The sequence below is a fragment of the Kitasatospora sp. HPM-01-4 genome, assembly GCF_051374625.1.
Classification (GTDB): Bacteria; Actinomycetota; Actinomycetes; order Streptomycetales; family Streptomycetaceae; genus Kitasatospora.
Map to the genome: position 1 here is coordinate 1 of NZ_JBPQGP010000012.1, position 25528 is coordinate 25528.

29 protein-coding genes are annotated in these 25528 nt (G+C 70.9%); 22 read left to right on the plus strand and 7 right to left on the minus strand.

The annotated features are described in order from the left end of the window. Both ACSMTC_RS40480 and ACSMTC_RS40485 read right to left on the minus strand, forming a co-directional pair. A partial coding sequence (locus ACSMTC_RS40480; RefSeq protein ID WP_436565138.1) for a ParB/RepB/Spo0J family partition protein occupies window positions 1–402 on the minus strand: 402 nt, incomplete at its 3' end. A 39-nt stretch (window positions 403–441) separates the two neighbouring features. Continuing rightward, window positions 442–903 (minus strand): hypothetical protein, encoded by a 462-nt coding sequence (locus ACSMTC_RS40485; protein WP_436565139.1) that lies wholly within the window; start codon window positions 901–903, stop codon window positions 442–444. A gap of 469 nt (window positions 904–1372) precedes the next feature. On the opposite strand from ACSMTC_RS40485, the gene ACSMTC_RS40490 reads away from it, so the two are divergent. After that, complete coding sequence (locus tag ACSMTC_RS40490; protein WP_436565140.1) at window positions 1373–2584, plus strand: ParA family protein; 1212 nt, start codon at window positions 1373–1375, stop codon at window positions 2582–2584. After that, window positions 2581–3636, plus strand: a complete 1056-nt coding sequence (locus ACSMTC_RS40495; protein WP_436565141.1) for a ParB/RepB/Spo0J family partition protein — start codon at window positions 2581–2583, stop codon at window positions 3634–3636. Before ACSMTC_RS40490 ends, ACSMTC_RS40495 begins: the two co-directional genes overlap by 4 nt. Before the next feature lie 168 nt (window positions 3637–3804). Here the strand turns inward: ACSMTC_RS40495 and ACSMTC_RS40500 are convergent, their stop codons facing one another. After that, on the minus strand, window positions 3805–4821 hold the full coding sequence (locus tag ACSMTC_RS40500; protein WP_436565142.1) for a hypothetical protein: 1017 nt from the start codon (window positions 4819–4821) through the stop codon (window positions 3805–3807). A 352-nt stretch (window positions 4822–5173) separates the two neighbouring features. Here ACSMTC_RS40500 and ACSMTC_RS40505 point away from each other — a divergent pair, with 352 nt between their 5' ends. The 10 genes from ACSMTC_RS40505 to ACSMTC_RS40550 all read left to right on the plus strand — a co-directional run bounded on the left by ACSMTC_RS40505 (window position 5174) and on the right by ACSMTC_RS40550 (window position 13144). Beyond that, window positions 5174–6043 (plus strand): hypothetical protein, encoded by an 870-nt coding sequence (locus tag ACSMTC_RS40505; protein WP_436565143.1) that lies wholly within the window; start codon window positions 5174–5176, stop codon window positions 6041–6043. Window positions 6044–6249: 206 nt separating this feature from the next. Beyond that, the gene (locus tag ACSMTC_RS40510; RefSeq protein ID WP_436565144.1) at window positions 6250–7290 is read left to right on the plus strand and encodes a hypothetical protein; all 1041 of its coding nucleotides are present in this window, start codon (window positions 6250–6252) and stop codon (window positions 7288–7290) included. 149 nt (window positions 7291–7439) lie between these two features. Beyond that, window positions 7440–7703: a hypothetical protein gene (locus tag ACSMTC_RS40515; protein ID WP_436565145.1), complete on the plus strand. Its 264-nt coding sequence runs from the start codon at window positions 7440–7442 to the stop codon at window positions 7701–7703. Then, complete coding sequence (locus ACSMTC_RS40520; RefSeq protein ID WP_436565146.1) at window positions 7678–8202, plus strand: DUF6879 family protein; 525 nt, start codon at window positions 7678–7680, stop codon at window positions 8200–8202. The genes ACSMTC_RS40515 and ACSMTC_RS40520 overlap by 26 nt, the downstream gene beginning before the upstream one ends. Window positions 8203–8226: 24 nt before the next feature. Then, on the plus strand, window positions 8227–9075 hold the full coding sequence (locus ACSMTC_RS40525) for a helix-turn-helix domain-containing protein (protein ID WP_436565147.1): 849 nt from the start codon (window positions 8227–8229) through the stop codon (window positions 9073–9075). Window positions 9076–9328: 253 nt separating this feature from the next. After that, window positions 9329–9763 carry an ATP-binding protein gene (locus ACSMTC_RS40530; protein WP_436565148.1) on the plus strand — a complete coding sequence of 145 codons (435 nt, stop codon included), beginning with the start codon at window positions 9329–9331 and terminating at the stop codon, window positions 9761–9763. 244 nt (window positions 9764–10007) lie between these two features. Beyond that, window positions 10008–10976: a methyltransferase domain-containing protein gene (locus ACSMTC_RS40535; protein WP_436565149.1), complete on the plus strand. Its 969-nt coding sequence runs from the start codon at window positions 10008–10010 to the stop codon at window positions 10974–10976. A gap of 50 nt (window positions 10977–11026) precedes the next feature. Then, a complete protein-coding gene (locus ACSMTC_RS40540) occupies window positions 11027–11491 on the plus strand; it encodes an HAD family hydrolase (RefSeq protein ID WP_436565150.1) in 465 nt (154 codons plus the stop codon). A 109-nt stretch (window positions 11492–11600) separates the two neighbouring features. Next, entirely contained in the window at window positions 11601–12092 is a 492-nt protein-coding gene (locus ACSMTC_RS40545; protein WP_436565151.1) for an HIT family protein, read from the plus strand. 239 nt (window positions 12093–12331) lie between these two features. Next, window positions 12332–13144, plus strand: coding sequence for a hypothetical protein (locus ACSMTC_RS40550; RefSeq protein ID WP_436565152.1), 813 nt, complete (start codon window positions 12332–12334; stop codon window positions 13142–13144). Between the two features lie 40 nt (window positions 13145–13184). Here the strand turns inward: ACSMTC_RS40550 and ACSMTC_RS40555 are convergent, their stop codons facing one another. Then, window positions 13185–14069: a hypothetical protein gene (locus tag ACSMTC_RS40555; RefSeq protein ID WP_436565153.1), complete on the minus strand. Its 885-nt coding sequence runs from the start codon at window positions 14067–14069 to the stop codon at window positions 13185–13187. A gap of 198 nt (window positions 14070–14267) precedes the next feature. Here ACSMTC_RS40555 and ACSMTC_RS40560 point away from each other — a divergent pair, with 198 nt between their 5' ends. The 10 genes from ACSMTC_RS40560 (at window position 14268) to ACSMTC_RS40605 (ending at window position 22306) form a co-directional block, all read left to right on the plus strand. Further along, window positions 14268–14501 (plus strand): hypothetical protein, encoded by a 234-nt coding sequence (locus ACSMTC_RS40560; RefSeq protein WP_230055454.1) that lies wholly within the window; start codon window positions 14268–14270, stop codon window positions 14499–14501. 108 nt (window positions 14502–14609) lie between these two features. Continuing rightward, a complete protein-coding gene (locus tag ACSMTC_RS40565) occupies window positions 14610–15245 on the plus strand; it encodes a hypothetical protein (protein WP_436565154.1) in 636 nt (211 codons plus the stop codon). A 13-nt stretch (window positions 15246–15258) separates the two neighbouring features. Then, window positions 15259–17715 (plus strand): hypothetical protein, encoded by a 2457-nt coding sequence (locus tag ACSMTC_RS40570; RefSeq protein ID WP_436565155.1) that lies wholly within the window; start codon window positions 15259–15261, stop codon window positions 17713–17715. After that, the gene (locus ACSMTC_RS40575) at window positions 17715–18257 is read left to right on the plus strand and encodes a hypothetical protein (RefSeq protein ID WP_436565156.1); all 543 of its coding nucleotides are present in this window, start codon (window positions 17715–17717) and stop codon (window positions 18255–18257) included. The genes ACSMTC_RS40570 and ACSMTC_RS40575 overlap by 1 nt, the downstream gene beginning before the upstream one ends. 302 nt (window positions 18258–18559) lie before the next feature. Then, the gene (locus ACSMTC_RS40580) at window positions 18560–19123 is read left to right on the plus strand and encodes a hypothetical protein (RefSeq protein WP_436565157.1); all 564 of its coding nucleotides are present in this window, start codon (window positions 18560–18562) and stop codon (window positions 19121–19123) included. 47 nt (window positions 19124–19170) lie between these two features. Beyond that, window positions 19171–19680, plus strand: a complete 510-nt coding sequence (locus ACSMTC_RS40585) for a hypothetical protein (RefSeq protein ID WP_436565158.1) — start codon at window positions 19171–19173, stop codon at window positions 19678–19680. Window positions 19681–19757: 77 nt separating this feature from the next. After that, window positions 19758–20096 carry a hypothetical protein gene (locus ACSMTC_RS40590; RefSeq protein WP_436565159.1) on the plus strand — a complete coding sequence of 113 codons (339 nt, stop codon included), beginning with the start codon at window positions 19758–19760 and terminating at the stop codon, window positions 20094–20096. Between the two features lie 128 nt (window positions 20097–20224). Further along, the gene (locus ACSMTC_RS40595) at window positions 20225–21157 is read left to right on the plus strand and encodes a hypothetical protein (RefSeq protein WP_436565160.1); all 933 of its coding nucleotides are present in this window, start codon (window positions 20225–20227) and stop codon (window positions 21155–21157) included. A gap of 272 nt (window positions 21158–21429) precedes the next feature. Next, the gene (locus tag ACSMTC_RS40600; RefSeq protein ID WP_436565161.1) at window positions 21430–21753 is read left to right on the plus strand and encodes a hypothetical protein; all 324 of its coding nucleotides are present in this window, start codon (window positions 21430–21432) and stop codon (window positions 21751–21753) included. A gap of 4 nt (window positions 21754–21757) precedes the next feature. Then, the gene (locus ACSMTC_RS40605) at window positions 21758–22306 is read left to right on the plus strand and encodes a bifunctional DNA primase/polymerase (RefSeq protein ID WP_436565162.1); all 549 of its coding nucleotides are present in this window, start codon (window positions 21758–21760) and stop codon (window positions 22304–22306) included. A gap of 23 nt (window positions 22307–22329) precedes the next feature. Here ACSMTC_RS40605 and ACSMTC_RS40610 read toward each other — a convergent pair whose 3' ends face one another. The 3 genes from ACSMTC_RS40610 to ACSMTC_RS40620 form a co-directional block, all read right to left on the minus strand. Further along, window positions 22330–22938 carry a GIY-YIG nuclease family protein gene (locus tag ACSMTC_RS40610; protein WP_436565163.1) on the minus strand — a complete coding sequence of 203 codons (609 nt, stop codon included), beginning with the start codon at window positions 22936–22938 and terminating at the stop codon, window positions 22330–22332. A gap of 142 nt (window positions 22939–23080) precedes the next feature. Then, window positions 23081–23566, minus strand: coding sequence for a hypothetical protein (locus tag ACSMTC_RS40615; protein WP_436565164.1), 486 nt, complete (start codon window positions 23564–23566; stop codon window positions 23081–23083). Then, on the minus strand, window positions 23563–24213 hold the full coding sequence (locus ACSMTC_RS40620; RefSeq protein WP_436565165.1) for a helix-turn-helix domain-containing protein: 651 nt from the start codon (window positions 24211–24213) through the stop codon (window positions 23563–23565). The genes ACSMTC_RS40615 and ACSMTC_RS40620 overlap by 4 nt, the downstream gene beginning before the upstream one ends. Window positions 24214–25528: the final 1315 nt, after the last annotated feature.

The window sequence follows — 25528 nt, forward strand, 5'->3', positions numbered from 1 at the left end:
AGAGGCTAGCGGGATCACAATCTGCTGCGTGGCTGGGGCCTCCGGCTCTGCCGGGGTATTAACGGCGTTAACGGTGGATCCGAGGGGACCCTCCGGCTGTGGGCCCGCTGGAGAGGTATTAACGGCGTTAACGGTCGGAGCTGGCTGCTCGGTGCTCGGCTCCCGACGCGGGGAGCGCCGCCGGAGGGTGTTAACGGCGTTAATAGTCTCCGCCGCAGCCGAGGCCTGCTGCTCCTTGGGCAGCCGGCCGATACGGCGAGCCGGCTCCACCTTCAGCTCACCGGTCTCAACCTTCTCTTGCAGCTCAGGGGTGAGTTCCAGGAGAGCGAGTCGCTGCGAGACCCAGGCCGGCGTCTTCCCGAGACGCTTGGCCACCTGTCCCTGCGAGTCGTGGACCTTCACAAGCTCCTGGATAGCCTTCGCCTGGTCCAGCGGAGGAACTCAGTCCCACCAGTTGAATAGGAGGTCGCTGAGTACCTCAGGACGCCAGTAGCGGATCTGCGCGAGCTCGGCCTTGGAGAGGCTACGGAGATCCACCTGATCCATCGGTGTGCCGAGTTCCTGGACCGTCAGAAGACGCAAGCCAGCGCCCTCGAAGCCTCCGGCCCACATCCGCGCGTCCACGAAACCGGCCACCGGCTGCCCCGGTTGCGGAAGCACGTGAGTGAAGGCAACCAGCGGGAGATGGACGTGGCAGAGCACGACATGCACTTCACGCTGGTCCGAGATCGAGAGCCAGTGAAACGTCGACATCCCAGCCGGAACAAGTTCGCCGAGCCGAGCCTGGCTTCCGCGTGCAGCTTCCGCGCAGGCATGTCGGAACAGCGCTACATCCGTCTTCGGAAGCGGCTCATTCCGCTGGCTCCAGAACCCGGTAGCCCCACGATCAGGTCGAATCAACATATCCCCTCCTGGCCTGAGGAGAATCCTGTCAGGCGCTGCGGAGCCGGATCAGGAGGCGGATCTGACACCAGGAGGCTTCAGCCTGATGGCCAGGCCAGTGCAACAGCGCCAACGAGGGACACCTCTGTTGCCCGAACAAGGCAGAAGCGGAGCGAAGTCCTGGTCACCAACATCACGCTCGGCGCCGCCTGCTACATCTGTGACAAGGCCGTGCACTTCGACCGGGACTGGACCGCCGTCCTCACCACCCTCGCCGAGACGATCGGCCTGGACCACGCCACTGTGCGCGCCTCGGGACGAGCCCCTTTTTGTGTTTCGGGTCGGGCCGTTCGGCCGCTGGACCACCGACCTTCGGTCAGTCCACAGCCCGTCCCGGCGGGTGCAAACATAAACGCCGTTTACATCGGGCCTGTGCGACACGTCAGCCCCCGATGTCCGAAAGACTCAGCTGCGCCACTAAGGTGACGTCATGGCATCTCCAAACCACGACGGCGCCAGGGAGAAAGTGACCTCCAAGCTGCCGGCGTCGCTCCGTCAAGAACTCAAGACCCGGGCTGCCCAACTCGGCATCGACATGCAGGTCGCCGTCAGGGAAGCCGTCGAGCAGTGGCGTGCCCGTCCTGCTGAGCAGAACCCGAATGTCGACACCTCTGGTGCGGAGAGCTGGAACACCTGGCTGCCCGCCGGTCTGCCCGATGCCGTAAAGGCCGACTGCGCCAACCGCGGGATCTCCTTCGTCCAGGGTCTCGCCCAGGCAATCCGCGTCTGGGTCGACTCGCACGGTGTACCGCTGACCGAGCTGACGATCCCCCAGTACACGCGCCGGATTGTGTGCTGCAACCAGAAGGGTGGGGTCGGTAAGACCACCGTCGCGGCCGGCATCGGCCAAGCCATAGCGCTCGGCCTGCCCGAGACCAAGGCGATGCCCGGCAAGACCATGGGGCTGCCCGAGATTCGAGGCCTCCGTACCCTTCTGGTCGACTACGACCCGCAAGGTCACCTCACAGCGCAACTCGGCGTCAAGCAGATCGCCCCAGGCACCGAGAGCCTGGTGACCCACATGGTCGACCGCGAGCGGGTCACCGGGAACCTGCTCGACCAGGTTGTGCCGATCGCACCAGAGCTGTTCGATGGGCGGTTGTGTCTCCTGCCGTCCAGCTTTGACGCCTTCCTGCTCGACTCCCGGCTGGGCTCGGTCCGCGGTCCTCGCGAGACAAGCCTCCAGAGGGCACTTGCCCCACTGGAGAAGCACTTCGATGTGATCGTGGTCGACGCTCCGCCCAACCTGGGTCTCGCTATGGACGCCGGCCTCTACTACGCCCACCGGCGTAAGAACGAGCCGAAAAAGGCATCAGGTGTCCTCATCCCTGTCGAGGCCGAGGACTCCTCCGCCGACGCGTACGTCATGCTCGACGGCCAGATCCGCACTGTGTGCCTGGACTACGAAGTCGATATCGATCGCCTCGGACTGGTTGTCAATAAGTACGACAAGCGCAAGGGGTACGTCGCCACACACTCGCTGGATGAATGGCAAGCCCTAGGAGATCCGGCTGTGCTCGCCGTCATCCCTGACTTGAAGGAACAGCGTGAGGCCGTGCACCTGAAGCAGCCGCTGCTGCAGTACGCACCCACATCCACCCAGGCGCAGCGCATGCGCGAAATCCGCAGGAGGCTCGGATGAGCATCGCCAGGAAGCTCGCCGGCGGAGGCGGTTCCTTCGGCGCACTCGGCCATAACGACCGGCGCGGCCAGGAGGAAGCCATCGCGCGCAGCGAGGCCCTCGACGCGACCGGGCGAGTCCGGCGGGCCTCGCGAGCCCCTGTCGCATCGATCGCCCAGAACCCACTCAACCCGCGCAAGACGATCATTGATGAGACCCTCGACGAGCTCGGTGCGAGTCTGGCGCGCCGCCAGATCGTCCCCATCACCGTCGTCAGCCGGGCTGCGTTCCTGGACGCACACCCCGAGCAGCTCAAGAACATTGGCACCGCCGACTTCGTCGCGCTGGACGGCAACCGGCGCATACTGGCTGCCCAGCGAGTCGGGCTGGAAGAGCTGCGCGTCGACCTGAACGACGACCTGGCGGCCACAGCAGCGGATCTGCTGGAGGCGTCACTCGTTGCGAACATCCAGCGCGAAGACGTTGATCCCTTTGAAGAGGCTCAGGCCATCCAGCAGCTTCTCGGCACCGTCTGCCAGGGCAACCAGGCTGCGGCAGCCCGGAAGCTCGGCAAGTCCGCAGCATGGGTGGGCCAGCGCCTGGCTCTCCTGCACCTCACCACAGAACTGCAAGAGCAGACCGACCGGGGCGAGCTGCAACTCGAAGACGCCCGGAGGATCGGCGCCCAGGCACGAGCAGGCAAGCTGACTGCCGGTGAGCAGAAGCAGGAGGCGGAGGCCGCAAAGCAGGCCACAGCGGCCAAACGGGAGGCCAAGGCCTCCGCAAAGACCAGGCACGCCGAGAAGAAGGGCCCCACTCCTTCAGAGGCAGCACCTGCCGGCGCGGAACGCCCCAGCAATGCCGCAGAGGCTGCCGCCGAAACCGCTGCGAAGGACCACGCCAGCACCGCAGACCTCCCAGAGCAGCGCAGCAATATCGATGAGGCCGCGGACGCGGCACGCACTCGGGTCCTTCAGCTTGGGCTTACCGCCGTGGACTGGGCCAACACGCTCCGTCTCGGCTGCACCGAGGAAGAGCTGACCATCATTCTCGACAGGCTGACGATGGACTGAACCGGCGCGGAACGTAAACGGCGTTTACATCGCAGACGCGATGGCGGCACAGAATCCGGTCCCGCGAGCTGCTCGCCGCCGTCGCGTGCGGCGGCGGCGATCCTGCCTGGCGGGAGCGACAGCGCGGCGACGCGGGAAGCTCAGCCGCGAGTCTGAGCTGGAGGGCCGTCAGCTGGGGTTCTCCTGGGGGCTGCCACAGTCCGCGGCTGCTCTGTCGGCGGTTTTGGCGCTGTTGCCGGCTCGGATCTGGGCGAACTGGGCTGGCCACCGGCTCTCCCAGGAGGTCACGGTGCCTGGGTCGCAGTCGTGGAAGAGGAGCTGGACGCTCCCTTGGTGGCCGCTGGTCGCTTGCAGCGTTGCCCAGCAGCCGTGGCCGTGGCCGGAGCGGCAGCTGCAGACGTCTTTCGTGACGCGCAGGGGAAGGCCGACCTCGGGGTGGGTGAGAAGGTTCAGTACACGCTCGTGCGCGCGCCGGTGACCTGGGATGAACTCGAATTCGAACTTCCACCGGTCATGTTGTGTCCCGCCGGTGGTCCAGCCGGTGAGCCGGGCGGGCAGGCCGGACGCAGTGAAAGTCCCGATCCGGCGTAGGAGAGCACTGGCCAGCCAGCAAGGGCGCTTGACCGTGCTTGGCGGGTCGAACCACTGCAGGAGGTCGCTCTCCTCCATGGACATGGCGGTGGGCGAGATGTCCCACAGGGGCCGGGCGCCGATGCTGGCGAGGTGGGAGCGCCAGCCGGTTACGGCGACCTGCCAGTCCTTCGCGGCGATTCCGCGCAGGGTGACGCTAGCTCTGGTGCCGGCGAGGTAGAGGAGCGGTGCCCCGGTGTTGTCACGGCCGGCGCGCAGGCCCGGGACGCCGCCGAGGTCCCCTTCGTATTCGTTCGGCAGGAGTTCCTTGACCAGTTCGCGTACGTGCTCGGGGTTGGACTCGACATGGATGGTCAGATGATCGGGCTCAGGTGTGACGTGCTGGAAGCCGAAGGGATACGCGGTGATGCCGTTGGGCCACGCGCACCGGTGCAAAATCCAGCGTTCCAGCCGCTCCTGGTCAGGGTCCGCTGCTGTGGGGACAGGCCATGGAGTCGGTCCCAGCAGGGTGAGCTGGCGGCGGGCCTCGGCGTGCTTCTCCAGCGTGCAGGCCGCGCGCAGGTCGGCCAGTCGGTCGAGCTTGTCCCGGGTCATGGTGGGTCCCTCCTGCACCGCCCGGCCCTGGCGCTATGGATGGGTGCTGCGACTCGGAGCTGACGACGTAGCGAGACGGCGGATCTGTGGATCCATTTACCGGGGGATGCGAGGGCGTGCCGGGTACTCGCTCGGTAGGGCCACCGATGGGCCGGGCACGAGTGAACATGACCAGCGGGTCCGTAGCAAGCAGCATCAGCGCGTGTCGGACCAACGGATCAGCTGTCCTCCAGCCATGGCACTCTGCACCCGGCCGTCCTCACTTCACCCGAGCAGCACTACGGTCGGCCGGCCACGCCCACCCCGCTGACGCGGCCGACCAGCCTCCCGACCGAGAGCAGAATCTCTACCCATGAACAGCGCGAAGGTTCAACGACCCCACTACCTCCCGGCTGCCTTGATAGGCGGATTCGGGATACCCGACGCCCGTCAGTCGGGCGCACGCTACGCCTCAGTGCTCATGCGCAGGCGGGACGAGCCCGGGAAGCTGCGGGGCCCTATTCGGGCCGACCAAGTCGCAGTTCAGAACGGCCTGTATGACGTCGATGAACCGTACGAGGAGTTGCCAGCGGACTTCGCCGAGACTCTCTGGCAGCGCTATGAAACGGCTCTTCCAGGCGCCGTCCAGGCCCTCGAAGCGGGAACCTTCAGCCGAGCTGACTGGCACATCATCCTGCTCCACATCCAGGCGCAGTCCGTCCGAAGCCCCGACTTCGACCGCGTCGCGACCGCCTACCTGATCCGCCAGCATGGGACTACCCCGCTGCGCGATCATATCCAGCGCGAGCGTCAGCGCACCCATCAGGAATCCCGCCGATTCCTGGCCCAGGCCCGCTACGCGGTGATCCGCCGCGCCGCTCCAGCCCAGCGCTTCGTTCTCAACGACAAGGGCTACACCGGCTTTCAAGATCCCATCAGAGCCACGCGGGGCCTGCTCTTCCCGTTGTCCGGGAACCTGGCCGTACTCATGGCACTCGACACCGCCCTGCCTGGCGAGGACTACGAGGACGGGCCGATCGCTGAACGAACGCTCAACCCCGCCAGCATGGCTATTGCCAACGCCTGCTCATGGGGACACAGCAACATCAAATGCGTGATAGGGCACCCCGACGAGGCCGAAGAAATCGCGGCCCTATCAGACACCGGGGACGCAATCAGCCTTCCGAAGCTTGGACCATTTCGCGGCACCCGCGAACCGGGCCTTCTTGACTGGGCGTTGTAGTGACCCCGCCCTGGGGATCCCCGGGCTGGCGCCCACAGTAGAGCAGGGACATCCGGGCCGGACCGGGAGGAGGATGAGCGCGCGAGGCGCGCTTCGGGTAGGCGAGGGTGCCCCATCCGAGAACTCTGGAGACGGTGTTGAGCAAGCTTCTGGAACCCCTGGACGCACCCCAGAACCTGCTGGTGGAAACGGTCTGGAGGCCGTTTGTGTCTGGCAAGCAGTTCCCGGTCTTCGCCTATGTCGAGTACGTCATGCGCCGCAAGGGCCACGATGCTGCGGCCGTGCTGCGCAGCTTCCCGACCGTCGGGCACCACCTGACCGCCCAGGGGTCCGGCGCTGTCGGCTGGCAGCACCAGGGCACGCGGATCGTGCCCGAGGCCGAGGTTTGGCTGACCCTTGCCGGCCTGCACCACGTCCGCGAAGGGATCTCGGTGGGGGTCGCCCGGGCGCTGCTTGCCTACATGCGGGCGTTGACGAAGAACCAGGAGCGCATCCTTGAGCACCCCTTCGAGGTGCTCAACCTCAACATGGACCTCGCGGACGCCGTCCATCGCTTCGGTGACGGCACCATGTTCCTGCCCTGGGCGGCCGCGGTGGCCGACCACGAGTGGCCGGGACTGCGGTTCTCCCCCGCACCCGACACAGACACCGGCAACGGCACGCTGGGCTACCTCACCACGGCCGACTTCCACACCACCGACGACTACATCGCGGCCGTTGCGGCCGCCCTCACCCAGCCCGAGCCGCTGGACACGCTGCCGTACGGGGAGCCGCGGGCGTTGTTGCGCACGGTCAACTTCCTGGACGTCACCTACGAGCTGGTCACCGGCGACTCGCTGGTGGAGCGGCCGCCGGTGGACCGCTCCAGCCTCCTGGCGCTGCCAGCGGCGACCGAGGCCGACTTCATAACCGGCGTGACCGTCCTGGCCGAGATCCTCGGCAAACTGAAGGTGCCGGGCAAGAACCCGTCGCACGCGCTTGGACGGATCGAGCAGCACCTAGTTGCCATCCTGCCCGCCATCGACCAGGCCGCCGTCCAGGCCGTCGTGCACACCCTGGACCAGGTCCGGCTCCTGCGGAACTCCACGATCCACACCAGGCCGGCCCCCGACCTGCTTGAGGCGCACAAGGACCTCGGTCTCACCTTCCCGATCAACGACTTCGCCATCGCCTGGGACAGCGTGCGGGCCCACGTCGAGCGGGCCTTCACCGCACTGCAGGAGGCGATCCAGGCCGCTCGCCCGTAGGCGGCTGCGCGGCGAAGATATGGCCACCATCCCGGGGAAAGGTTCGACGCCGGGACCTGTCGCGTGCTCCCGCGCGCCCTTGACGCCCTGTCACCTCCTGGTGGAGCGTCGTGCAAGTCCGTGTAACCGACTTGGTACGGGAGGGCATCATGACGCTACGGTTCGCCGGGGTGGACCCCAACACCGGCAAGGACGAGAGCCCGATGGTGTGGGTGGACGACGCCAAGAGGGAGCTGGTCGTCCAGGGCCTCAAGCCCGGCGAGGAGCTCCTGACGGAGATCGGTACGACCGAGTGGGTGCCCGGCCACTCCGTCGGTACCCCCGACCACGAGAACGTGACCCGCATCCCGCTGCGCATGGCGCAGATCATCAGGAAGGCGCTCGACGATGCAGAACGTGACGGCCTTCTCTGAGCTGTTGGCCGGTGCCCGGCACTCCGCGGTGCACCTGGAGATGCGCGACTCCTACGGCATCGCCGGCGAAGCCGCCGAGTTCGAGCAGTTCCAGCGGACCGGCGTCCATCCGGACCTCGACCCGGAGGGCGAGGGCTGGTCGGGCTGGGTGTCGATGATCCGGGCCGCCGTCGCCCGCGGTGTCGTGGTGCGCCGGGCCCGGATCGTCTCCGAGCCGGTCACCGAGTACATCCGCTACGAGCACGCCGGGACCGTAGTGAACCTGGCGGCCGGCGAGCAGGTCCGCTGGTTGCCGCGTCGCCGGGCCTCCGACCTGGCGCTGCCCGGCAACGACTTCTGGCTGTTCGACCAGACGATCGTGCGGTTCAACCACTTCACCGGCGACGGGGCCTCCGGCGGGCCGGAGATGTGCGAGGACCCTGCCGTGGCCAAGCTCTGCGGAGACGCGTTCGAGGCCGTCTGGGAGCGCGGCATCCCGCACGAGCAGTACACCGTCTGACCCCGGACCGGACGACCAGCACCCGTGCCCGCCTCCCCGTCCTCCAGCGCCCAGGAAGCCCGCCTGGCCGTCGCCGCGCGGCTGCGCGAGATCATGCAGGACGCCGGCCTCCAGGGCCAGGAGCTGGCCGCCCGGTGCGGCTGGAACGGTGCCAAGACCTCCCGCATCATCAACGCCAAGACCGCGCCCTCGGACGCCGACATCCGCACCTGGTGCCAGGCCTGCGGCGCCGACGACCAGGCCGAGGACCTGATCGCCGCCAACCGCGCCGTGGACTCCATGTACGTCGAGTGGCGCCGCCTCACCCGCACCGGCCTGCGCCGCCTCCAGGAGTCCGCGGCACCTCTGTACGAGCGCACCCGACACTTCCGCTCCTACTCCTCCCGCGTCGTGCCGGGCGTTCTGCAGACCGAGGCGTACGCCACCGCACTGCTCTCCACGGTCGCCGACTTCCGCCGCACCCCCAACGACGTTGCCGACGCCGTGAAGGCGCGCCTGGCCCGATCCCGCGTCGTGCGCACCAGCCACCACCGCTTCGCGATCCTGGTGGAGGAGTCCGTCCTCTACTACCGCCTCGGGACCGCCGACACGATGGCCGAGCAGCTGGAGCACCTGCGGGCCGCCATGGCGCTGCCGGCCGTCTCGCTCGGCGTCATCCCGTTCACCGCGCAGCGCACCATGTGGCCGGTGGAGACGTTCAACATCTTCGACGACGCCGAGGCCGGGGTGGAGCTGCTGTCCGCCCAGGTGACCGTCACCACGCCCAGCGAGCTCACGCTCTACGCGAGCGCGTTCGACCGGCTCAAGGACTTCGCGGTCTACGGCGCGCAGGCGCGGGCCCTGATCTCCCGGGCCGCTGACTCCCTGGACTGAATTCCTGCAAACGCGTGCAAACGCGTTGAGTGTCCGGCCGGTCACTCCCTACCGTCGATCCGTCGCCCGCCGTGACGGACCGGACACCCGGGCCCGGCGGGCGAGCCGGGGCCGCTGCGCCCGCCCGCCCCCCGTCAGGTGGGCGCAGCCGTCACCGCCGACGAGAGAGCGGAGTACCCGCCGTGGCCGCGCACCCCATAACTCGCCCACCGGCCCCGGCCGAACCCGGGTGCTGGCGGATGCGAGGTGCCTGGTGACCACGACCGTCGAAGCGCCGGTGCGGCCCCCGGTCGCCGACGCCGTCAAGGTGTTGCTGCCCTACGAGCCGCAGTCCGCCGCCGCGGGCCGGCGCCTGGTGCGCACCGCCTTGCGCAGCTGGGGGCTGGAGGACCTGGTCGAGGCGGGCGAGCTGATCGTCAGCGAGCTGGTCGGCAACGCGGTGCGGACCGGCTGCCGGCGAAAGATGACGGTCACCGTCGAGCGGGTCACCGATCGGTGCGTGCGGATCAGCGTCCGGGACGGCTCCCGGGCCCTGCCGTGCCTGATCGAGGCGGGCTCCTTGGCAGAGTCGGGCCGCGGCTTGGCCTTGGTCCACCGCCTGACCGGCGGGCACTGGGGCGCGAGCCTGGAGGCACTCGGCAAGACCGTCCACGCGGACCTGCACACCCGCTCGCCCGGTCCGGGGTAGGGCCCGCCAGTGCCCCGGTGCGCCGGAGCGACCCTCTACTCCTCCCGGGCTCCGGGAGGACACCATCACAGCGACGACAAGGGACAAGGGAGGTCGGCATGGACGTCGACGGAGGCCACGGCGGCGGAGGGTCTGGCGGCGGTGGCGGCGAGGGGGACGGGCACCCGGGCACGCCGTGGACGCCGCCGTCCGACCCGCCGTCCCCAGACGGCAGCACCCCGCCCGGGGACGGGGGACACCGCAAGTGACGCTCGCACCTGAGCAGGAGGGCCGCCCCGCGCCGGGGCGGTCCTTCCCCGTCCCCGACACGTGGGCACCGGTCTTCGACGCCGTCCCGCGCGCCCTGTTCCTGCCGGACCTGATTTGGGCGCACGACATGGCCACTGGGAAGAGCCGACCCGTCGACCGGACCGCCGACGAGGCCGGCTGGCTGGCAGCGGCCGCCGCGGACATCCCGATCGTCACCCAGTGGGACGACGGCGAGCACCAGGGCGCCGAGCCCGGCACCGTGCCCACCAGCTCCGCCTCGATGCCCTCCCTGGTCGCCTCCATGCTGGACGACCTCCAGGCCGAGCCGGGGATGCGAGTGCTGGAGCAGGGCACCGGCACCGGCTGGAACGCCGCGCTGCTGAGCCACCGGCTCGGCGACGCGAACGTGACCACCGTCGAGATCGACCCCGCCGTGTCCGCCCAGGCCCGCGCCGCACTCGAGGGGGCCGGCTACCGGCCGACCGTCGTCTGCGCGGACGGCGCGCTCGGCTACCCGGAAGGCGCCCCGTACGACCGGATCACCGCGACCTACGGACTGCGCCAGATCCCGCGCGCGTGGATCGAGCAGCTGCGCCCCGGCGGGCTGATCCTGGCCCCGTTCGGCACCCACTACTCCGACGCCCTGGTCCGCCTCACCGTGAGCGGCGACGGCACCGCGAGCGGCCCGTTCCTCCAGCCGGTGGAGTTCATGAAGATGCGCGCCCAACGCCTGCGCTGGCCGCAGAACCCGCCGGACGGCGGCACCGTCGCCGAGTCCACCACCACCGCCGTCCTGCCGCCGCACGGCAAGTTCGACCCGTTTCCGCTCGCCGCTGGTCTGCGCCTGCGCGACGTCGTCCACGCGATCCAGCGGCACGACGACGGCGCCCGCACCCTGTCGGTCCCTACGGACTGCGCCAGATCCCGCGCGCGTGGATCGAGCAGCTGCGCCCCGGCGGGCTGATCCTGGCCCCGTTCGGCACCCACTACTCCGACGCCCTGGTCCGCCTCACCGTGAGCGGCGACGGCACCGCGAGCGGCCCGTTCCTCCAGCCGGTGGAGTTCATGAAGATGCGCGCCCAACGCCTGCGCTGGCCGCAGAACCCGCCGGACGGCGGCACCGTCGCCGAGTCCACCACCACCGCCGTCCTGCCGCCGCACGGCAAGTTCGACCCGTTTCCGCTCGCCGCTGGTCTGCGCCTGCGCGACGTCGTCCACGCGATCCAGCGGCACGACGACGGCGCCCGCACCCTGTGGCTCTACTCCCTCACCACCCCGGCCTGGTCGGCGACGACCTTCCGAGACGGCGAGGACGAGCACCAGGTCCGCCAGTACGGCGGCCGCCGCCTGTGGCCGGACTTCGAGCGCACCCTCGCCTGGTGGCACGAGGCGGGCGAGCCCGGCATCGAGCGCCTCGGACTGACTGTCACTCCGGACGGCTGGCAGGCCTGGCTGGACGACCCTGCCCAGCTGATCTGACCGCCTGGTCCGGCGCCGTGAGCCCGCCTCGCGGCGCCGGACCCGTCACCGACCACTGCCCGCACCGGCGGGAACACACGGGAAGGGGAAGCGCATGGAGCGCCGGCCGATGGACACGGCCACCTACAGCGAGCAGGCCCAGCACGGGCCCTGCTTCATCTGTCGCCTGGTCGACGGAGACCCGGCCTACGCGCACGAGATCGTCTACGAGACCGAGCAGCACCTCGCGTTCCTGGACAAGTGGCCGGTCCTGCCCGGCAGGCTCCTGGTCGTCCCGAAGCAGCACCTGGAGCACGTCGTCACCGACCTCACCGAGCAGGACTACCTCGCCATCATGCGCACTGTGCGGCTGGTCGCCCTGGCCGCCGAAGACGTCCTCGACGGCGAGCGCACCTACCTGTTCTCCCTCGGCTCCCAGACCGGCAACAGCCACCTCCACTGGCACATCGCCCGCCTGCCCCACGGCATCCCCTACGAACAGCAGCAGTTCGAAGCCCTCGCCTTCGGCAACGGCGTACTCGCCTACACCCCCGACGAGCGCGCGGACCTCGCCGACCGGCTGCGCCTGGCCGTCGCCGCCCGCGCCACCGCGGCCGGCTGACCGCCCGTTGCCCAACCGGGCGCCCGCTCGTTGGACCCGCCGAGCGCCCCGACCCGGGCGCGCGGCTGCGCCTGCTCCACACCGCCCGGCAAGAACACCCCCACGGTCTGGGCACCGCACGGTGAAGCCCTCGGGCGGCCGGGCCCGTACGCAGCCCGGCCGCCCGAAATTCCTCCCGCTGACAGCCGACACGCGCCAGAATCACTGCACGATTCGGGAAAACGACGGGATGGCGCGGCATGGACGAGTTGCGGTTCGACAAGGAGATCGGGACGTTCGCGGTGGATGTCGGCGAGAACAGCCTGATGATCCTTAAGGCGGCGGGGACGCACTGCTTCCAGCTCCAGCTGGCGGTCCACATCCCGCAGTCGGACCAGGCCGGCCGACTGATCGTGCTGGAGACGGACCTGTTCGCGCCCCAGGAGCCCAAGCCGAAGGCCTGGCTCGGCTCGGCCACCCACTCCCTGGCCTTCGTGCCCGGCGGCGTTCAGCGGCCCACCCTGCGCTTCCTGCTGACCAGCGCTCAGATCCTGGCCCTGGAGGCCCAGCGCAGCGGCGACCTCCACCTGGAGCTCCAGGTCCGCGCCGTCCTGCCGCAGGCCACCGGATGCCCCGGCGGCAGCGAGGCCAGCGTGCGCATCAGCGTCGCCGAGAGCCGCTGGCGCCAGCAGCTGGAGAGCCTGGGCCCCGCGCTCGCCTTCGAGCAGTCCATCCCGTTCCCCGCCGGCGACGGGCCCCGCCAGGAGGCCGTGGACTACCTGCGCTCGGCGCAGCGCCGCCTCGGCGGCAACGACATCGACGGCGCGATCCTCGACGCGCGGCGCGCCCTGGAGTACGTCGAGCAGAACAGCGGCTGGCACTGGCCCGGGCAGAGCAAGAGCAAGGAGCAGCGCACCCAGGACGAGCGCTGGGCCTGGATCCGCTCCGCTCTCGCCGACCAGGCCAGCGGCGCCCTCCACAAGGACACCCTCACCAAGACCTTCACCTACACGCGGGCCGAGGCCGAGGTGCTGATCGCCATGGCCACGGCACTGCTGCGCCTGGTCCCCTGACTTCTGGTCGGCTCCGGAGCCGTGGCCGGGGCCCGCGTCGTCAGTCGTCCTCGTCCTCGTCTTCGTCGGCCGGCGGCCGCAGCGGAGTGGTGGCATCGACCTGGCCCCAGCGCAGGGCGTGCCGGACGGCAGTGGTCATCCAGCCCATGGCCTGCTCCGGAGTGGGCTTGGTGAGCTTGTAGACCTCGCTGACGATCCGCATGCCGCCGGGGTGCGCGGCGATGCCGACCAGGTTGTTCCACAGGTCGATCCGGTACTCCCACGGCTCGGGTTCCCCGCGTCGCCGCGGCACTGGGGCGGGCTTCTGGGCGCTGACCCAGTCGCCGTCCTGGTCGAGGTTGGCCTGGCCGTTGCAGGCCCGCAGCAGGACGTCGTTCCACGCGCCCATGACCGGGTGGGGGAGGAAGTCGCGGGTGCAGTCGCGGAACCAGCCGCGCAGCAGCTCGTCGTTGCCTGCGATGCGCTGCTGGCCGCCGCCGTCGACGAGGGCGCCGATGAGCCGGCCGAGGTGGGCGACCGGCTCCAGGTCACCGCTCCACTGGTAGTCGACGGCGACCATGACCCGCCAGGTCTGCTCCTTCCACCGTCCCTGGTACGAGCCGCCGTCGTTGGTGCCCCAGCCCGCGCCGAGCCGGACGGCCTGCCACATGTTCATGCCCGCCGGTCCGACGAACTTCCCGTTCGTCAGCCCGGTCAGGCGTTCCGGGATGTGCGGGGTGCGGGCGTGGTGGAAGCCGAGCTCGGGGGACCAGCACCAGGGGTTGCGCTTGAAGGTGAGCTGGAAGTCGGGGTCGTCCACCGGGCCGTCGTAGTACGGGGAGTCCTCGTGGCCGGTGTAGGGCTGGCAGGTGTGGCCGCGGTACGCGGGGAAGCGGCCGTCGGGTCCGCGTCGGCGCGGACCGGGCAGGGAGGCGGTCTTCGTCACGCCCTGCCAACGCGCCGCAGCCCGCCCGGACACGGGAACGGGGCGCCGCGGCCGCGGGCATTACCGGTTCCAAAATTCCGTAGGCGATCGTGGTGCTGCGCCCCAGGCCATAGACGATTTCACGCTCGGGTCCTGTCCCGTGGACTCTGAGCCCTTTGAAGGGGTGAAGGTACACACCTCACTTCGAAGGAGGGCGTGATGACGCCCGTTCAGTCCGCTGTGCGCTTCCTCGCCGAGGCCGCCGCCGATCCGTCCGGCCCGCAGGCCGCCCAGCTCGCCCACGCCGTCCAGTACGCCGGCTCTACTCTCTCGGGTCTCGCCAACGCTGTCGGCGCCGTCCGCAAGTTGCGCCGCCGTCCGGTCGCGGAGCAGCCGGCGGTCCGGTGCTGCTGCCAGTCGTGCCCGGCCCGCCGGGAGGCCGGCGGCGAGTAGCGCCGGGAGGCCGGGCGCGCGGGCGTGTACCGCGCGCCCTTTCCTCTTTGACTCCAAGAGTGGACGGGCGTAGCATTTGGTTATGTCCTACTGTTTGGGAGTTGTCTCGTGAGAATCAGCATCGGCGGCGAGCGGGTCGAGGTGCACGACGACCTCGCCCAGGCGCTGCTCGCGGCCCTGCGCGGCGAGCGCCTGGTGGAGCCGCCGCAGGCCTCCGCCTTCGACGACCTGACCGCCCTGGTCGCCTGCATCAGCCGCGTCACCCAGCACCTGAACGTGGTCAAGGAGCTGGCCATGTCCCGCGCGGACGCCAGCGACAGCTACTCCAACCGGCGCGCCCTGGGCATCGCGGCCGCCATGGCGCCCTCCCAGCTCGGCCGGGTCCTGGAGGGCCACGGGCTCCCGCGCGACCGCCGCGCCGGCGGCGTGGACCTGGCCGTGGCGTTCCGCACCACCGACGACGGCGTGCTGTACCTGGCCGCCGAGGAGGACGTGGCCGGCCTGCCCTCGTTCACCCTGCCGTTCAACCCCGCGCAGGGCGTGGTCGAGCCCACGGAGTTCGCCGGCCGGGAGCTCGAGTTCTACTACCGCCCCCAGGTCCCGATCGCGGTGGCCGACCTCGGACGAACCGCCGGCTACACCCTGCGCCCCGAGCAGGGCCCGATCGCCTGCCTCACCGAAGAGGTCTTCGACGCCCTGTTCGGCGACCCCCGGATCGACCCGACCCGACCCAACGGACGCTGAGGAGCATCGCCCGATGTCCGACGACCTGTTCAACTCCGTCGACGCCCTGCTGGCAGCCGTGAACACCGGCCTGCCGGCCCCGGCCGAGCGGGCACGGCTGCGCCTGGCGGCCGGGCTGACGCCCGCGCAGATCGCCGCGGCTCTGCGGGTGGACTCGGCCCTGGTGAAGGGCTGGGAGGACGGCAGCGCCGTCCCGGGCCCGGACATCGCCCCGGCCTACGGGAGGCTGCTCGACGGCCTGGCCGCCCGCTTCCCCGCCGCGCAGCCCGCAGCTGCTCCCGCCCCGGCTGTACCGCAGGCGTTCACCGCCCCGGCACCCGCCCAGGAGGCCGCTGACGGCCTGGTGGTCCCGCTGCTCGACCAGAACCCGGACGGCTCGCTGGTGATGGGCGATGCCGCGCCGTGCGTGCAGTGCGGCCAGCCCTCCGTCTACCGCGCCCAGGGCCGCCCGATGCACCTGGGCGGGTACTGCCGCCCCGCCGCCACGGCCGTCCAGCAGCCTGCCCCGGCTCCGGCGGGCCAGGCTCCGACCGCCCCGGCCCCGGCCGCTCCTACTCCTGTCGCCTCGGTGCCGGTCCGGCCCGCGCCCACCGCGTCCCCGGCTCCGACGGCCAAGGCGCGCCCGGCGACGTCCCGTCCCGCCGGCCGCCCGGCTGCGCCGCGCTCCTCCGGCCCGACCGCTGCTCCGTCCGCTGCTGCTGCGCGCTGGTGGCCGGCGGTCGCGCTGGACGTCGCCGACGGCGGTGGCTGGGTGCTGGACGTCCCGCAGATCCCGGTCCCGGCCGGTACCAAGCTGCCCGACTGGTTCGCGTGGCTGGGAACGGGGCTGCCGCTGCGCGTCGAGCGCGCCCACCCGGCCGGACGCGGCGGCGACGGCATGGTCTGCCTGACCGCCGCCGCGCTCAAGCAGCTCGGCCTGCCCGCCGCGCTGCCGACCACCGAGAAGGCCCTGACCGCGCTCCAGGCCAAGATGGCGAAGGCTGCCGCCACGGTGGGCATGGAGCTCTCCGACCAGATCGGCCCGAGCTTCCACGCCTTCCGCCGCGCCGGGTCGGCCGGCGGCCCGAAGACTTCGGTGCGGGTCACCGTCGCGCCGTGGCTGGGCCAGGGCGACGGCCGCCAGCAGGCGGTCAGCGCCCTCGCGGGCCCGCTGGCCACCGCCCCCGACGGCACCAAGGACGGGCTCACCCTGGCCCGCCGCTACCGCGCCTTCACCACCGACCTGGGCGTCGCCCCCGGCGCGACCACCGCCTCCACCGCGATGTTGCTCCTGGACGCGGTGCGCCCGCGCGTGGAGTGGACCAAGGACCAGACGACGGGGGAGTGGTCCTCGCACCTGCGCGAGGGCGCCCTGCCCAGCGGCGACCTGTGCGTGCCCCCGGCCGCCGGGGCCCGCCACCCGCTCACCCGCGAACTGCTCTCCAAGGGCGAGGCGGTGTGCGAGGAAGAGGACTACAAGTGGTGGGCCCGCGAGCTCACCACCGAGGAGGCCCGGCGTCCGTGGGCGGTCGCGGTCGACGTCTGCGCCTCCTACCTGTCCGTCACCGACTCACTGCGCCTGCCCATCGGCCCGTACCAGTACGTGGAGAACCCGGCCTGGGACGGCAAGGCCGCCGGCCTGTGGTGGGCGGATTTCACCGGCATCGCGGTGGACGAGCTGCTGCCGCACCCGGCCACCTTCCACGGCCGGCCCCCGACCGGCCCGGGCTGGTACGCCACTGTCACGGTCGCCTACATGGCCACCACCTATGGCTTCGACCCGTCCACCATCACCGCCGGCTACCTGGCCGCCCACACCGCGCCGCTGCTCAAGGAGTGGACCGGCCACATCCGGGGCGGCTACAAGCGCGCCTACGCCGAACTGGGCCTGTTCGATGGCCAGAGCCCGACCGAGTTCCTGGCCGCCTACGCCGTCCACAAGGACATCGGCACCGACCCGGTCCGCGCGGACGCCCTGGTCCTCGCCGGGGCCTACAAGAACGTCTACAAGGGCGGGATCGGCAAGTGGGCCGACTCCGCCCGCCACCTGGACGACCAGACGTGGCTGGAGAAGGTCGCCGCGTCCTGGTCCTACGACCCCGCGCTGCGCTTCCAGGTCATCGCCGCCGCCCGCATCGCCGCCCACCGCCGCCTGCGCAAGACCCTGCTGCTGACCGGCCGGGCTCCGTTCGCGGTCAACGTGGACAGCTACCTGTACGCCACCGACGCCCCGTCCCCGCTGGAGCTGCTGCCGGTCAAGGACGACGGCACCCCGGTCCCCGGCGCGCTGCGCCTGGGTATCGCGCCGGGCAGCCACAAGCACGAGTCCTCGATCCCGCTCCAGGCCGTGGTCGAGGCGATGGAGCGCCGGGAGCACCCGTCCAAGCTGGTCCACCACTACACCACCGACGGCACCCCGATCGGGGAGCAGACCGGTGCCGACGGCGAGGCTGCCGGCACCGGCAATGACGATGAGGAAGGCGGCAACTGATGGCGGGCGGATTGTTCGGCCGGGTGCGCGAGGCGCTGTTCCCCTCCCGGAAGGCGCCGGTGCAGTCCACCACCCAGGCCGGCCAGGTGCGGGAGCGCAAGTACGGCGGGAACACCAAGGCCATGGCCGCTGCCTACGGCGTCGCGCCGCGCACCGTGCTGCGCTGGATCGACGGCACCCGCCACCCCAAGGGAGAGGACGCCAAGCGGCTGCAGCGTGAGGCGGTCGACGTGCAGACCACCGAGCGGGGCCGGGAGCGCAAGGCCAAGCAGCTCGCGCAGCGCGGCACGATCTCCGGGATCGGCGCCCGGGTCGGCCGGGCCGTGACGTTCGAGATCCGCGGCTCGGACGCGGTCCGGGCCCGCGACATCCACCTGAACCTGACGGGCGAGCAGGCCGCCGCCCTGGCCATCGCCGAGGACGAGGTCGAGGTGCGGCAGATCGTCGGCCAGGCCCTCGCGGACTACTTCAACGGCGGTCCCTACGGTGGATTCTCGGCCGACGACTTCGAGTTCGATCCCAACGACTTCGACCTGAGCTGAGCCGATCACCGGAGCCGCTCAACTGGCCTGTCCAGACGAGTGGTTCCGGATCGGTGGCGCCGGAGAGGTGATCGTTGCCCGGTCGGCGAGCGGCGTCTCGTCCGGCCCAATCGCGACCGGCCTACCAGCACCACGGCGGCGGATTTCCGGCGCCACCGACCGCGAAGCGAGGCGCGCGGAAGCCAGTAGAATTTCCGAACCGAATTCACAGCAACACCCGCAACCCAGCAGTCCGAAGTAATTCCCGAACCACGCGACCGCAGAAAATCCGACCGAATTCCACGGACAAGGACGGAGCCGCGATGACGCACGACGGCCACCACGGCCAGGGCGACGCCGCCCAGGAGCTCAAGGACCTCGAAGCGGCGTGGGAGCTGACGCCGGCACGGTGGCGCTGCGCCCACTGCGGGGACCGGATCACCGGAGAGGTGCCGCGGTTTCACATCGACCGCGACGACTGCCGGGCTGCGGGCGACTGGCCGCCGATGAACGCCCCCGAGGCCGGCCAGGAGCAGCCGGCCTCGGCGCCGGCCACCGCCGCCGACGAGCCGAGCCAGCAGCCGACCGGGCGCGATTGGCGCGAGGAGCTGGAGACCACCCGCCTGGCCCGCCTCGCGGTGGCCCGGCTGCGCCGCGACCTGGCGGCCGACGTCGCCCCGCAGCTGCCGCCCGGCCCGGAGCTGGCCGCGTTGGTCGAGGAGTTCGACCGGATGCGGACCGCGCTCGCCGCCTCGTGGAGGCACGCGGCCGACCTGCTGGAGGCAACCCCGCACCACCCGACCGCGCTGACCGGACCGTACTGGTACGGCCAGGGCTGGGACGAAGCGGTCGACCATCTGCGGTTCCTCGCCGACGGCATGGACTGAGCCACCTCACCCACACACCATCTCCTGGCGATCCGAAAGGCCAGCCCTTGACCACCGACACCACCACCGTCCCCCTGCCCGACCAGCTCCCGGCCAGTGCCGGGCCGGGCACACGGCACCGGCCGGCCGCCTTCGGCACGCCCAGCTTCCCGCCCGTACTGGTCTTGGATCCCGGCGCGCTGACCGACCCGGTGGAGCGAGAGCGGGCGTTCGCGCAGATGCTCCGCTACCAGTCCCAGGTCCTCACCGCCCGCCTCGGCCTTCAGGAGGGGGACCGGGTGGAGCTGCTGGAGCCGGTACACGCGTCGTGGATCGACGAGGACCTGGCCGCCGAGGAGTACTGGGAGGAGGACGCCCGCGTCCGCGTGGACGTCCCGGCCGGCGCCCTCGGCGTCATCACCAGGGTCCGCCGCTACCCGACCCCGTTCCCGTACGTCGTCGCCTTCGACCGCGGCCCCGAGTGCGCGGTGCGCAACCTCCAGATCACCCGCTGCGCCGACCAATCACTCACCCCGGCGAAGCCCCCCGCCCCGGCCCCGCAGCCGTGGAGGCGTTAGCCATCCGCCCGGGCGCCACCACCAGACGGTGCTCCCCCGCCGAACCGCCACCCCGTCAGAAGGGAAAGCAAGCCGCCGTGACCCACTTCCTGCCGATGCTCGGCGACCGCCGCACCGACCCCCTCGACAACCTCGCCTACCAAGGCCTGGCCCAACGGGCTGTCGACGCCTTCGAGATCGCCCTCCACTACCAAGACGCGTGTACCGCCGAGGCCCGCCAAGAGGCGCTCCACAACGCCCTCACCACCGCCGCGCCCGGTCTGGTGGCCGCAGCGCTCGTCCGGCTGGCCGACGATCCCGGCCTCGGCCTCACCATCGAGCAGCGGGAGTATCTGACCGACATCGCCACCGGCCTCGACCTGGACACGGTGGAAGACCTGTTCGGCGCCAACGGCGACGGCATCCACACGAGCTGACAATCCGGCCCATTCGTCACCCCGTCACCGGCCCCGCTCCGGGAGCCGTAGACGCTGACCACCCACCGGCCGCCACCACCTGGTGGCGGCCGCCGTTGAACCGCACAGCCGAGAAGGGGAGATGCACCATGACCACACCGGAGCCCGCGAAGCCGGTCCCGTCGTACACCTGGTGGGGCGACCTGCCCGCCCACCTGGTCACCAAGACCCAGCTCGCCGACCTCGACCTGCCCCGCCAGCCCGGCGGGCCGGTACGCGCCCGCATCACCGCGAAGAGCCCCTCGGGCCGCAAGGACACCTTCGACCTGTTCGACATCCACGAGTCCGTGCCGACCAAGGCCACCGTGGCGCAGCTCGCCGCGGCCGCCGCCCGCCGCACCACCGGCACCCGCACCTGCGAGCAGTGCGGCGCCCGCCCCGAGATCCCCTGCACCAAGCTGGACGGCTGGCTGCTGTGCCGCACCTGCGCCCACATCGCCCGCCTGCGCGCCAAGCAGAAGGCCGCCGCCGAGAAGGCCACCGCGGCCACCGACTGGGCCGCCCGACTCCTGGACGACGAGCACCTAGCCGTCGTCGCCGTCGAGTACACCCACCGCCCGCCCAACGACACCGGCAAGACCCGCACCCCCGCCGCCGCCCGCATCACCGCCATCGACACGGCCGGCGCCACCCTGTACGACGCCACGCTGCGCCTGGTCGGCCCGCGCACCAAGGGCGTACCCGAAGGCGCGGTCGATCCCGAGGGCGCTCTCGCCGCCCTGCGCGAGACCCTCGCGGAACGCAACGTGCTGGTCTGGGACACGGAGTTCACGCCGTTCTTCGGCGCCCTGCACCGGCTGAAGGAGGTCACCCGGCCCAACCCGTTCCCCTCCGGCTACAAGCGCCAGCAGACCATGCTCTGGGCCGTGCTCGACTGGCGCGCCGACCTCGACCCCCGCACCGGTCAGCACCACATGCCCGCACCCCCCACCACCGCCGAGCGCACCCTCTACCTGCTGCGCCAGCTCGCCGGCAGCCCCGCCGTCCAGCACCTCGGCGAAGCACCCCTGCTCGGTCTCTGACCCCACGCCGGCCCCGTGCGGGCAGCCTCACCATGCCGGACTCGCCGGTTGGATTCGCCCCGTTCAGCCGGGTGCTGTCGGCGTGGTCCGCTACCGTTGACGGGCGGTCAGTGACCGTGGGCCCGGCTCGCCAGGCCCGGCATCCGTCCGGCCCGTGACCGGACGCGGCCGAAGGTGCCACGCGCCGAGCCGCTGCTCCACCTCAGCTGTTCTCCGGTCGCCTTCCTGCGCGGCGGGTCACGGGATCGCCGCAGCCCTGGGAGGGGCCTGCCATGCCGATCAACCACACCCGCAAGACCCAGCTCGCCGCGCTGAAGAGCACCTACGGCGTCAAGCACGCCGACGCCATCGCGCTGCTGGACCACCCCGACGAGTACCAGCGCGCCGCGCTGTGCAACGTGCTCGCCAACACCCCGGGCGTGAACACCTACAAGGACGCCGTCGCCCACCTCGCGGAGCAGGACCGGGCCTGGGCGGCCGCGATGCAGGACGAGTGGGACGACCTGGAGAACTGCGACTGCGGGTACCCCCTCGACGAGGGCCGCTTCCACTGCTGCGACTGCGGCGCCGGCCATGAATACCACTGTGTCTGCTGATCCGGTGTCGACCACCGGGGCAGCCGTCGACCTGGCGGTGCGGGGCCTGGCGGTGTTCGCGCTGCCGCCCGGCGGCCGCCGTCCCGAGGCCGGCAGCTGGAGCGCGCGGTGCTGGACCGACCCGGACCAGGTGCGCCAGCGGTGGCGCGAGGGCGACAACATCGGCGTCGGCTGCCGGGCCAGCCGCATCGTCGGCCTGGACCTGGACGTCGGGGGAGCCGGGCGGGACGTCCTCGCCGCCCTGGCCGACCGCCTGGGCGAACCGTGGCCGGACACGCTGACCGTCACCAGCGCGTCGGGCGGGGCCCACCTGTACTTCCGTGTGCCGCCCGCCTGCTCCATCGCGTCCGTCTCCGGCGGCCGGACCGCGCTCGGGCCCGGCATCGACGTCCGCGGCCCAGGCCGGGGCAGCGGCGGCTACCTCATCGGCCCCGGCTCCGTCGTCGGCGGCATCCGGTACGTCGTCGAACGCGACCTGCCGGTGGCGCCGCTGCCGAGCTGGATCATGGAGCACCTGCCGCGCACAGCAGCCGTGGGGCAACACTTGCCCTAGCCCGGCCTGGACCGCCTGGCCTGCTACTGGAAGAGGCGGAGCAAAGCGCCCAGGGACTCAGCGGGATCATTCCGCCGGAGGAAGCGGGTGCGGGCGCTCCCCTGCTGGAAACGCTGTCGCAGCGCGTCGTCGACGACGAAGGCGTCGGCCACGCTGGGAGCCTTCTGGAGGCGCCGTCGTATGTGCCCGGACAGGGCTTCGTCCCCGCCTGCGGCTGCCCCGTCGTGGAGGTAGGTCGGCGCGATGATGTTCCCGCGGCCATAGGCCCGGGCTGCCTCAAGGCGGGCCTGCTCGAACGGCATGCCATGGAAGTACTCGCTACGCGGGCTGGCCTGCGGGCACAGAAGCCGACATTTCTGAAGGACCTTCTTCTCCAGGATCCGGAAGTCCGGATGTGCTGGGGAGAGCCAGATGCCGTCGACCTCACGGCCATTCGACTTGCCCGTGTAGTAGTGCGTCAGGAGGCGGTCCCACGGCGACGCCGTAGAGCCAACCTTCGTGCCGGCCCCAGGCCCGAGGAAGCCGATGACGTACACGTAGCCGATACCTGGAGCGGCAAGCCGCGGAATGGCCCGTCGTCGCAGGAGGCGCCGGACGGGGTTGTTGTCGGCGGAGTGAACCAGCTGCAGCACGGTCCGATTGAACCTGACACGGCTGACATCGTCAGCGACTCGGGAAGCACCAGAGCTGGCTGATCCGGTCACTTGTCCCGAAAGACACGAGCGGCCCCGGCGTCCCTCCCAGGGGCCGCTCGTACCCTCATGGTGAGTGAGGTCATTCAGCGCTTGGCACGGCCTTCAGCCGGGGCCGGCTGATGTCGGCGACCTTGCTGCGCCGCTCGGCCTTGCGAGCCTTCTCCTCCTGGTGTTGGGCCAGCCGGCGCTCGTACTCGTCCTCGAAGTCGCCCTCGTCCAGCCGCATCCCGGCTGGCAGCGCCCGCATGGCCTGCTGCTGCTCCTTGGGCGTGTTGAACGCTGCGATGGCGGGGTGAAGCTGGAAGCGGCCGCGGCGCACCACGGTGACCAGCCGGGCGGCCACCAGGTAGGGCATGGCGCGGCTGATCTGGTCGCGCCCCATCGCCAGCCCGGCGCCGAGCTCGTCGTGGGTGGCCACCACGAGGCCGCCGGGCTCCTGTTCGGTCATCAGGTGTAGCAGCAGGGTGTAGGCGGTGGGAGGCAGCCGCGGCACGTAGGCCAGCCCGTTGAAGCTCCCCCACAGGGGACGACGCGAGACCCACTCCTCGGCGGTGGTGACGCTCATGACTTCTTCCCTTCGAGGAGGTCGGGCTTGCGCGGTTCCAGTTTGGCACCCGGCTGCGCCATCGCCTTGAACGCCTCGGGCGCCTCCGGATCGTCCAGGATCTCGCGCAGCAGGTCCAGCTGCTCGACGCGCTCGCCCTTGCCCACAGCAGCCGCCTTCTTGCCCTTCTGCGGCTTCTTCAGGCCCCCTCGCAGGCTCGCGGCGGGGTTGAGCTGGTACAGGCCCCTGCGCAGGCTCCGCAGCGCCCCGTCGGCCTCCAGGACCTTGAAGACCCGGGTGATGTGCGACCGGCTGTACTCGAGGTGGTTGGCGATGTCCTCGTGCGTTGTCTCGACGAGGCCGCCGGGTTCCTGGCAGCCCATCAGGGTGAGGAGCACGACCAGGACGAACCGGTCGCTGTCGTACCGCCGGGCGGCCCAGCGCATGAACTCCAGCGAGTCCATGCTGAACTCCTGGCCCACGAACCCGGTACTGGTCGGCAGCGGGAAGACCTGGGCTGCGTGGCCGGGAGGCAGCTCGACGGTGCTGGAGCTCGGAATCCGGCTGTACGAGGTGGGCGGCGGCTTGGGACGGCGGCGCCGGGTTCGCGCCGGCTGCGGCTCCGGCAGCCGGGCAGCGGAGCTGCCGTCCGTGGACCCTGCGCTCATGCCGTGGCTCTCCTTGATCGGGTTGGACGTCAGCATCTTGGCACGACCGTGGCAGTACAGCCACGCATTGGTGGCAGGACACGCACGGAACTCCCCGCAATGTCAGCCCAGGACTGACGAAACGACGGTGCCGGGGAACACGATCACCGACGGCGCCTGTGGATAACGTCCGCTGACACACGCGACCAGTTCCGTGGCACTACTGCCACCAAACCACCGTGATCCGTCAGCACCGCCTGACTTCAGCACCCCAGATATGTCAGTCCAGGGCTGACATTCAGGCCCCCGAGCAAGGCTCTGACCTGCAACGATGCGGCGGTCTAGCTCTTAGAACGTGCGCGCGCGTGATATCGGTGATCAACCGTCAGCGCAAGCACCAACACGCCGTCACCGCGACGCAAGGTCAGCCGCCCACCACGGGGCGCCACCAGCCGCTGTGTCGCCCCGCTCGGCACTGCCCTCGCCCCCTGGGTACCGGAGCCCGCCAGCACCTGCTGGAGCACCTCCGCCGACATCCAGGCCCGTGCCACAGCATCGGCCTGCGGCCGATCCGGCAGTAGCCACGCCCGCTTCGCTGCGCCCGGCCGGACGGCGGGTTGAGTGCCCTTCCGCCGGGCGTGCTGGGCTTCCAGCCGCGCGGGAGCCCCTGCGGGGTCTCCTCCGGAGCCCCGACCCCGCCGGATCCATTCGCAACCTGACCGTCGCGACCGAAGGCCGGCCCCGCGATGCCGCAGCCCGGCACCGGGCACGCGGTGACTGGCCCCATGGGAACTTCGCCGCCATTGTTGAGCCCCTTTCTCCAACGTTCCCGTTGATTACTCCCGCTCGGATCCAGGCTGACAGCACGACACTCGACCGCCATTACTGACCTGATTTTCTGCTGCTATCAACGGACGCCGTAAGGCTTTATGCACGGTTATTTCTGCGGGCTTTATGGGTCCCCCCGGGGCCCCTCATCAGCTCCAGACTCTAGCGGGCGGCTGTCTTTGATGCACGAGAACGGGCGAAGCCCGCCCCTGTACCACCCCAACGAGTGACCCCCACCCCATGACCACCCATCACCTCTCCACCCCCCAAGGCGCGAAGCGCCCCCACCCACCATCCCAGCCAGCCCGGGCGAAGCCCGAGCACCCCCCACTCCACCCAGGGTCGAAGGCCCCACCCTGACACCCACCCAACTCCGCAGCGAAGCGCGGAGTTGACCCACCACTACCCAAGCCCGAGCAGCGCCCGCCACCCCACCCGATCGGGCGCAGCCCGATCCGGCCGGCGCAGCCGGCCCGCTGCCCGCGCGCAGCGCGGGCCAGCCTCCGAC

Bases quoted from the DNA above. Each gene is read 5' to 3' on its own strand.
- ACSMTC_RS40495 (WP_436565141.1), top strand. From the start codon at position 2,581: ATGAGCATCGCCAGGAAGCTCGCCGGCGGAGGCGGTTCCTTCGGCGCA.
- ACSMTC_RS40575 (WP_436565156.1), top strand. From the start codon at position 17,715: ATGGCGGGCGGATTGTTCGGCCGGGTGCGCGAGGCGCTGTTCCCCTCC.
- ACSMTC_RS40550 (WP_436565152.1), top strand. From the start codon at position 12,332: ATGGACGAGTTGCGGTTCGACAAGGAGATCGGGACGTTCGCGGTGGAT.
- ACSMTC_RS40600 (WP_436565161.1), top strand. From the start codon at position 21,430: ATGCCGATCAACCACACCCGCAAGACCCAGCTCGCCGCGCTGAAGAGC.
- ACSMTC_RS40580 (WP_436565157.1), top strand. From the start codon at position 18,560: ATGACGCACGACGGCCACCACGGCCAGGGCGACGCCGCCCAGGAGCTC.
- ACSMTC_RS40485 (WP_436565139.1), bottom strand. From the start codon at position 903: ATGTTGATTCGACCTGATCGTGGGGCTACCGGGTTCTGGAGCCAGCGG.
- ACSMTC_RS40615 (WP_436565164.1), bottom strand. From the start codon at position 23,566: ATGAGCGTCACCACCGCCGAGGAGTGGGTCTCGCGTCGTCCCCTGTGG.
- ACSMTC_RS40620 (WP_436565165.1), bottom strand. From the start codon at position 24,213: ATGAGCGCAGGGTCCACGGACGGCAGCTCCGCTGCCCGGCTGCCGGAG.
- ACSMTC_RS40520 (WP_436565146.1), top strand. From the start codon at position 7,678: ATGCAGAACGTGACGGCCTTCTCTGAGCTGTTGGCCGGTGCCCGGCAC.
- ACSMTC_RS40490 (WP_436565140.1), top strand. From the start codon at position 1,373: ATGGCATCTCCAAACCACGACGGCGCCAGGGAGAAAGTGACCTCCAAG.
- ACSMTC_RS40570 (WP_436565155.1), top strand. From the start codon at position 15,259: ATGTCCGACGACCTGTTCAACTCCGTCGACGCCCTGCTGGCAGCCGTG.
- ACSMTC_RS40515 (WP_436565145.1), top strand. From the start codon at position 7,440: ATGACGCTACGGTTCGCCGGGGTGGACCCCAACACCGGCAAGGACGAG.
- ACSMTC_RS40595 (WP_436565160.1), top strand. From the start codon at position 20,225: ATGACCACACCGGAGCCCGCGAAGCCGGTCCCGTCGTACACCTGGTGG.
- ACSMTC_RS40505 (WP_436565143.1), top strand. From the start codon at position 5,174: ATGAACAGCGCGAAGGTTCAACGACCCCACTACCTCCCGGCTGCCTTG.
- ACSMTC_RS40500 (WP_436565142.1), bottom strand. From the start codon at position 4,821: ATGACCCGGGACAAGCTCGACCGACTGGCCGACCTGCGCGCGGCCTGC.
- ACSMTC_RS40545 (WP_436565151.1), top strand. From the start codon at position 11,601: ATGGACACGGCCACCTACAGCGAGCAGGCCCAGCACGGGCCCTGCTTC.
- ACSMTC_RS40560 (WP_230055454.1), top strand. From the start codon at position 14,268: ATGACGCCCGTTCAGTCCGCTGTGCGCTTCCTCGCCGAGGCCGCCGCC.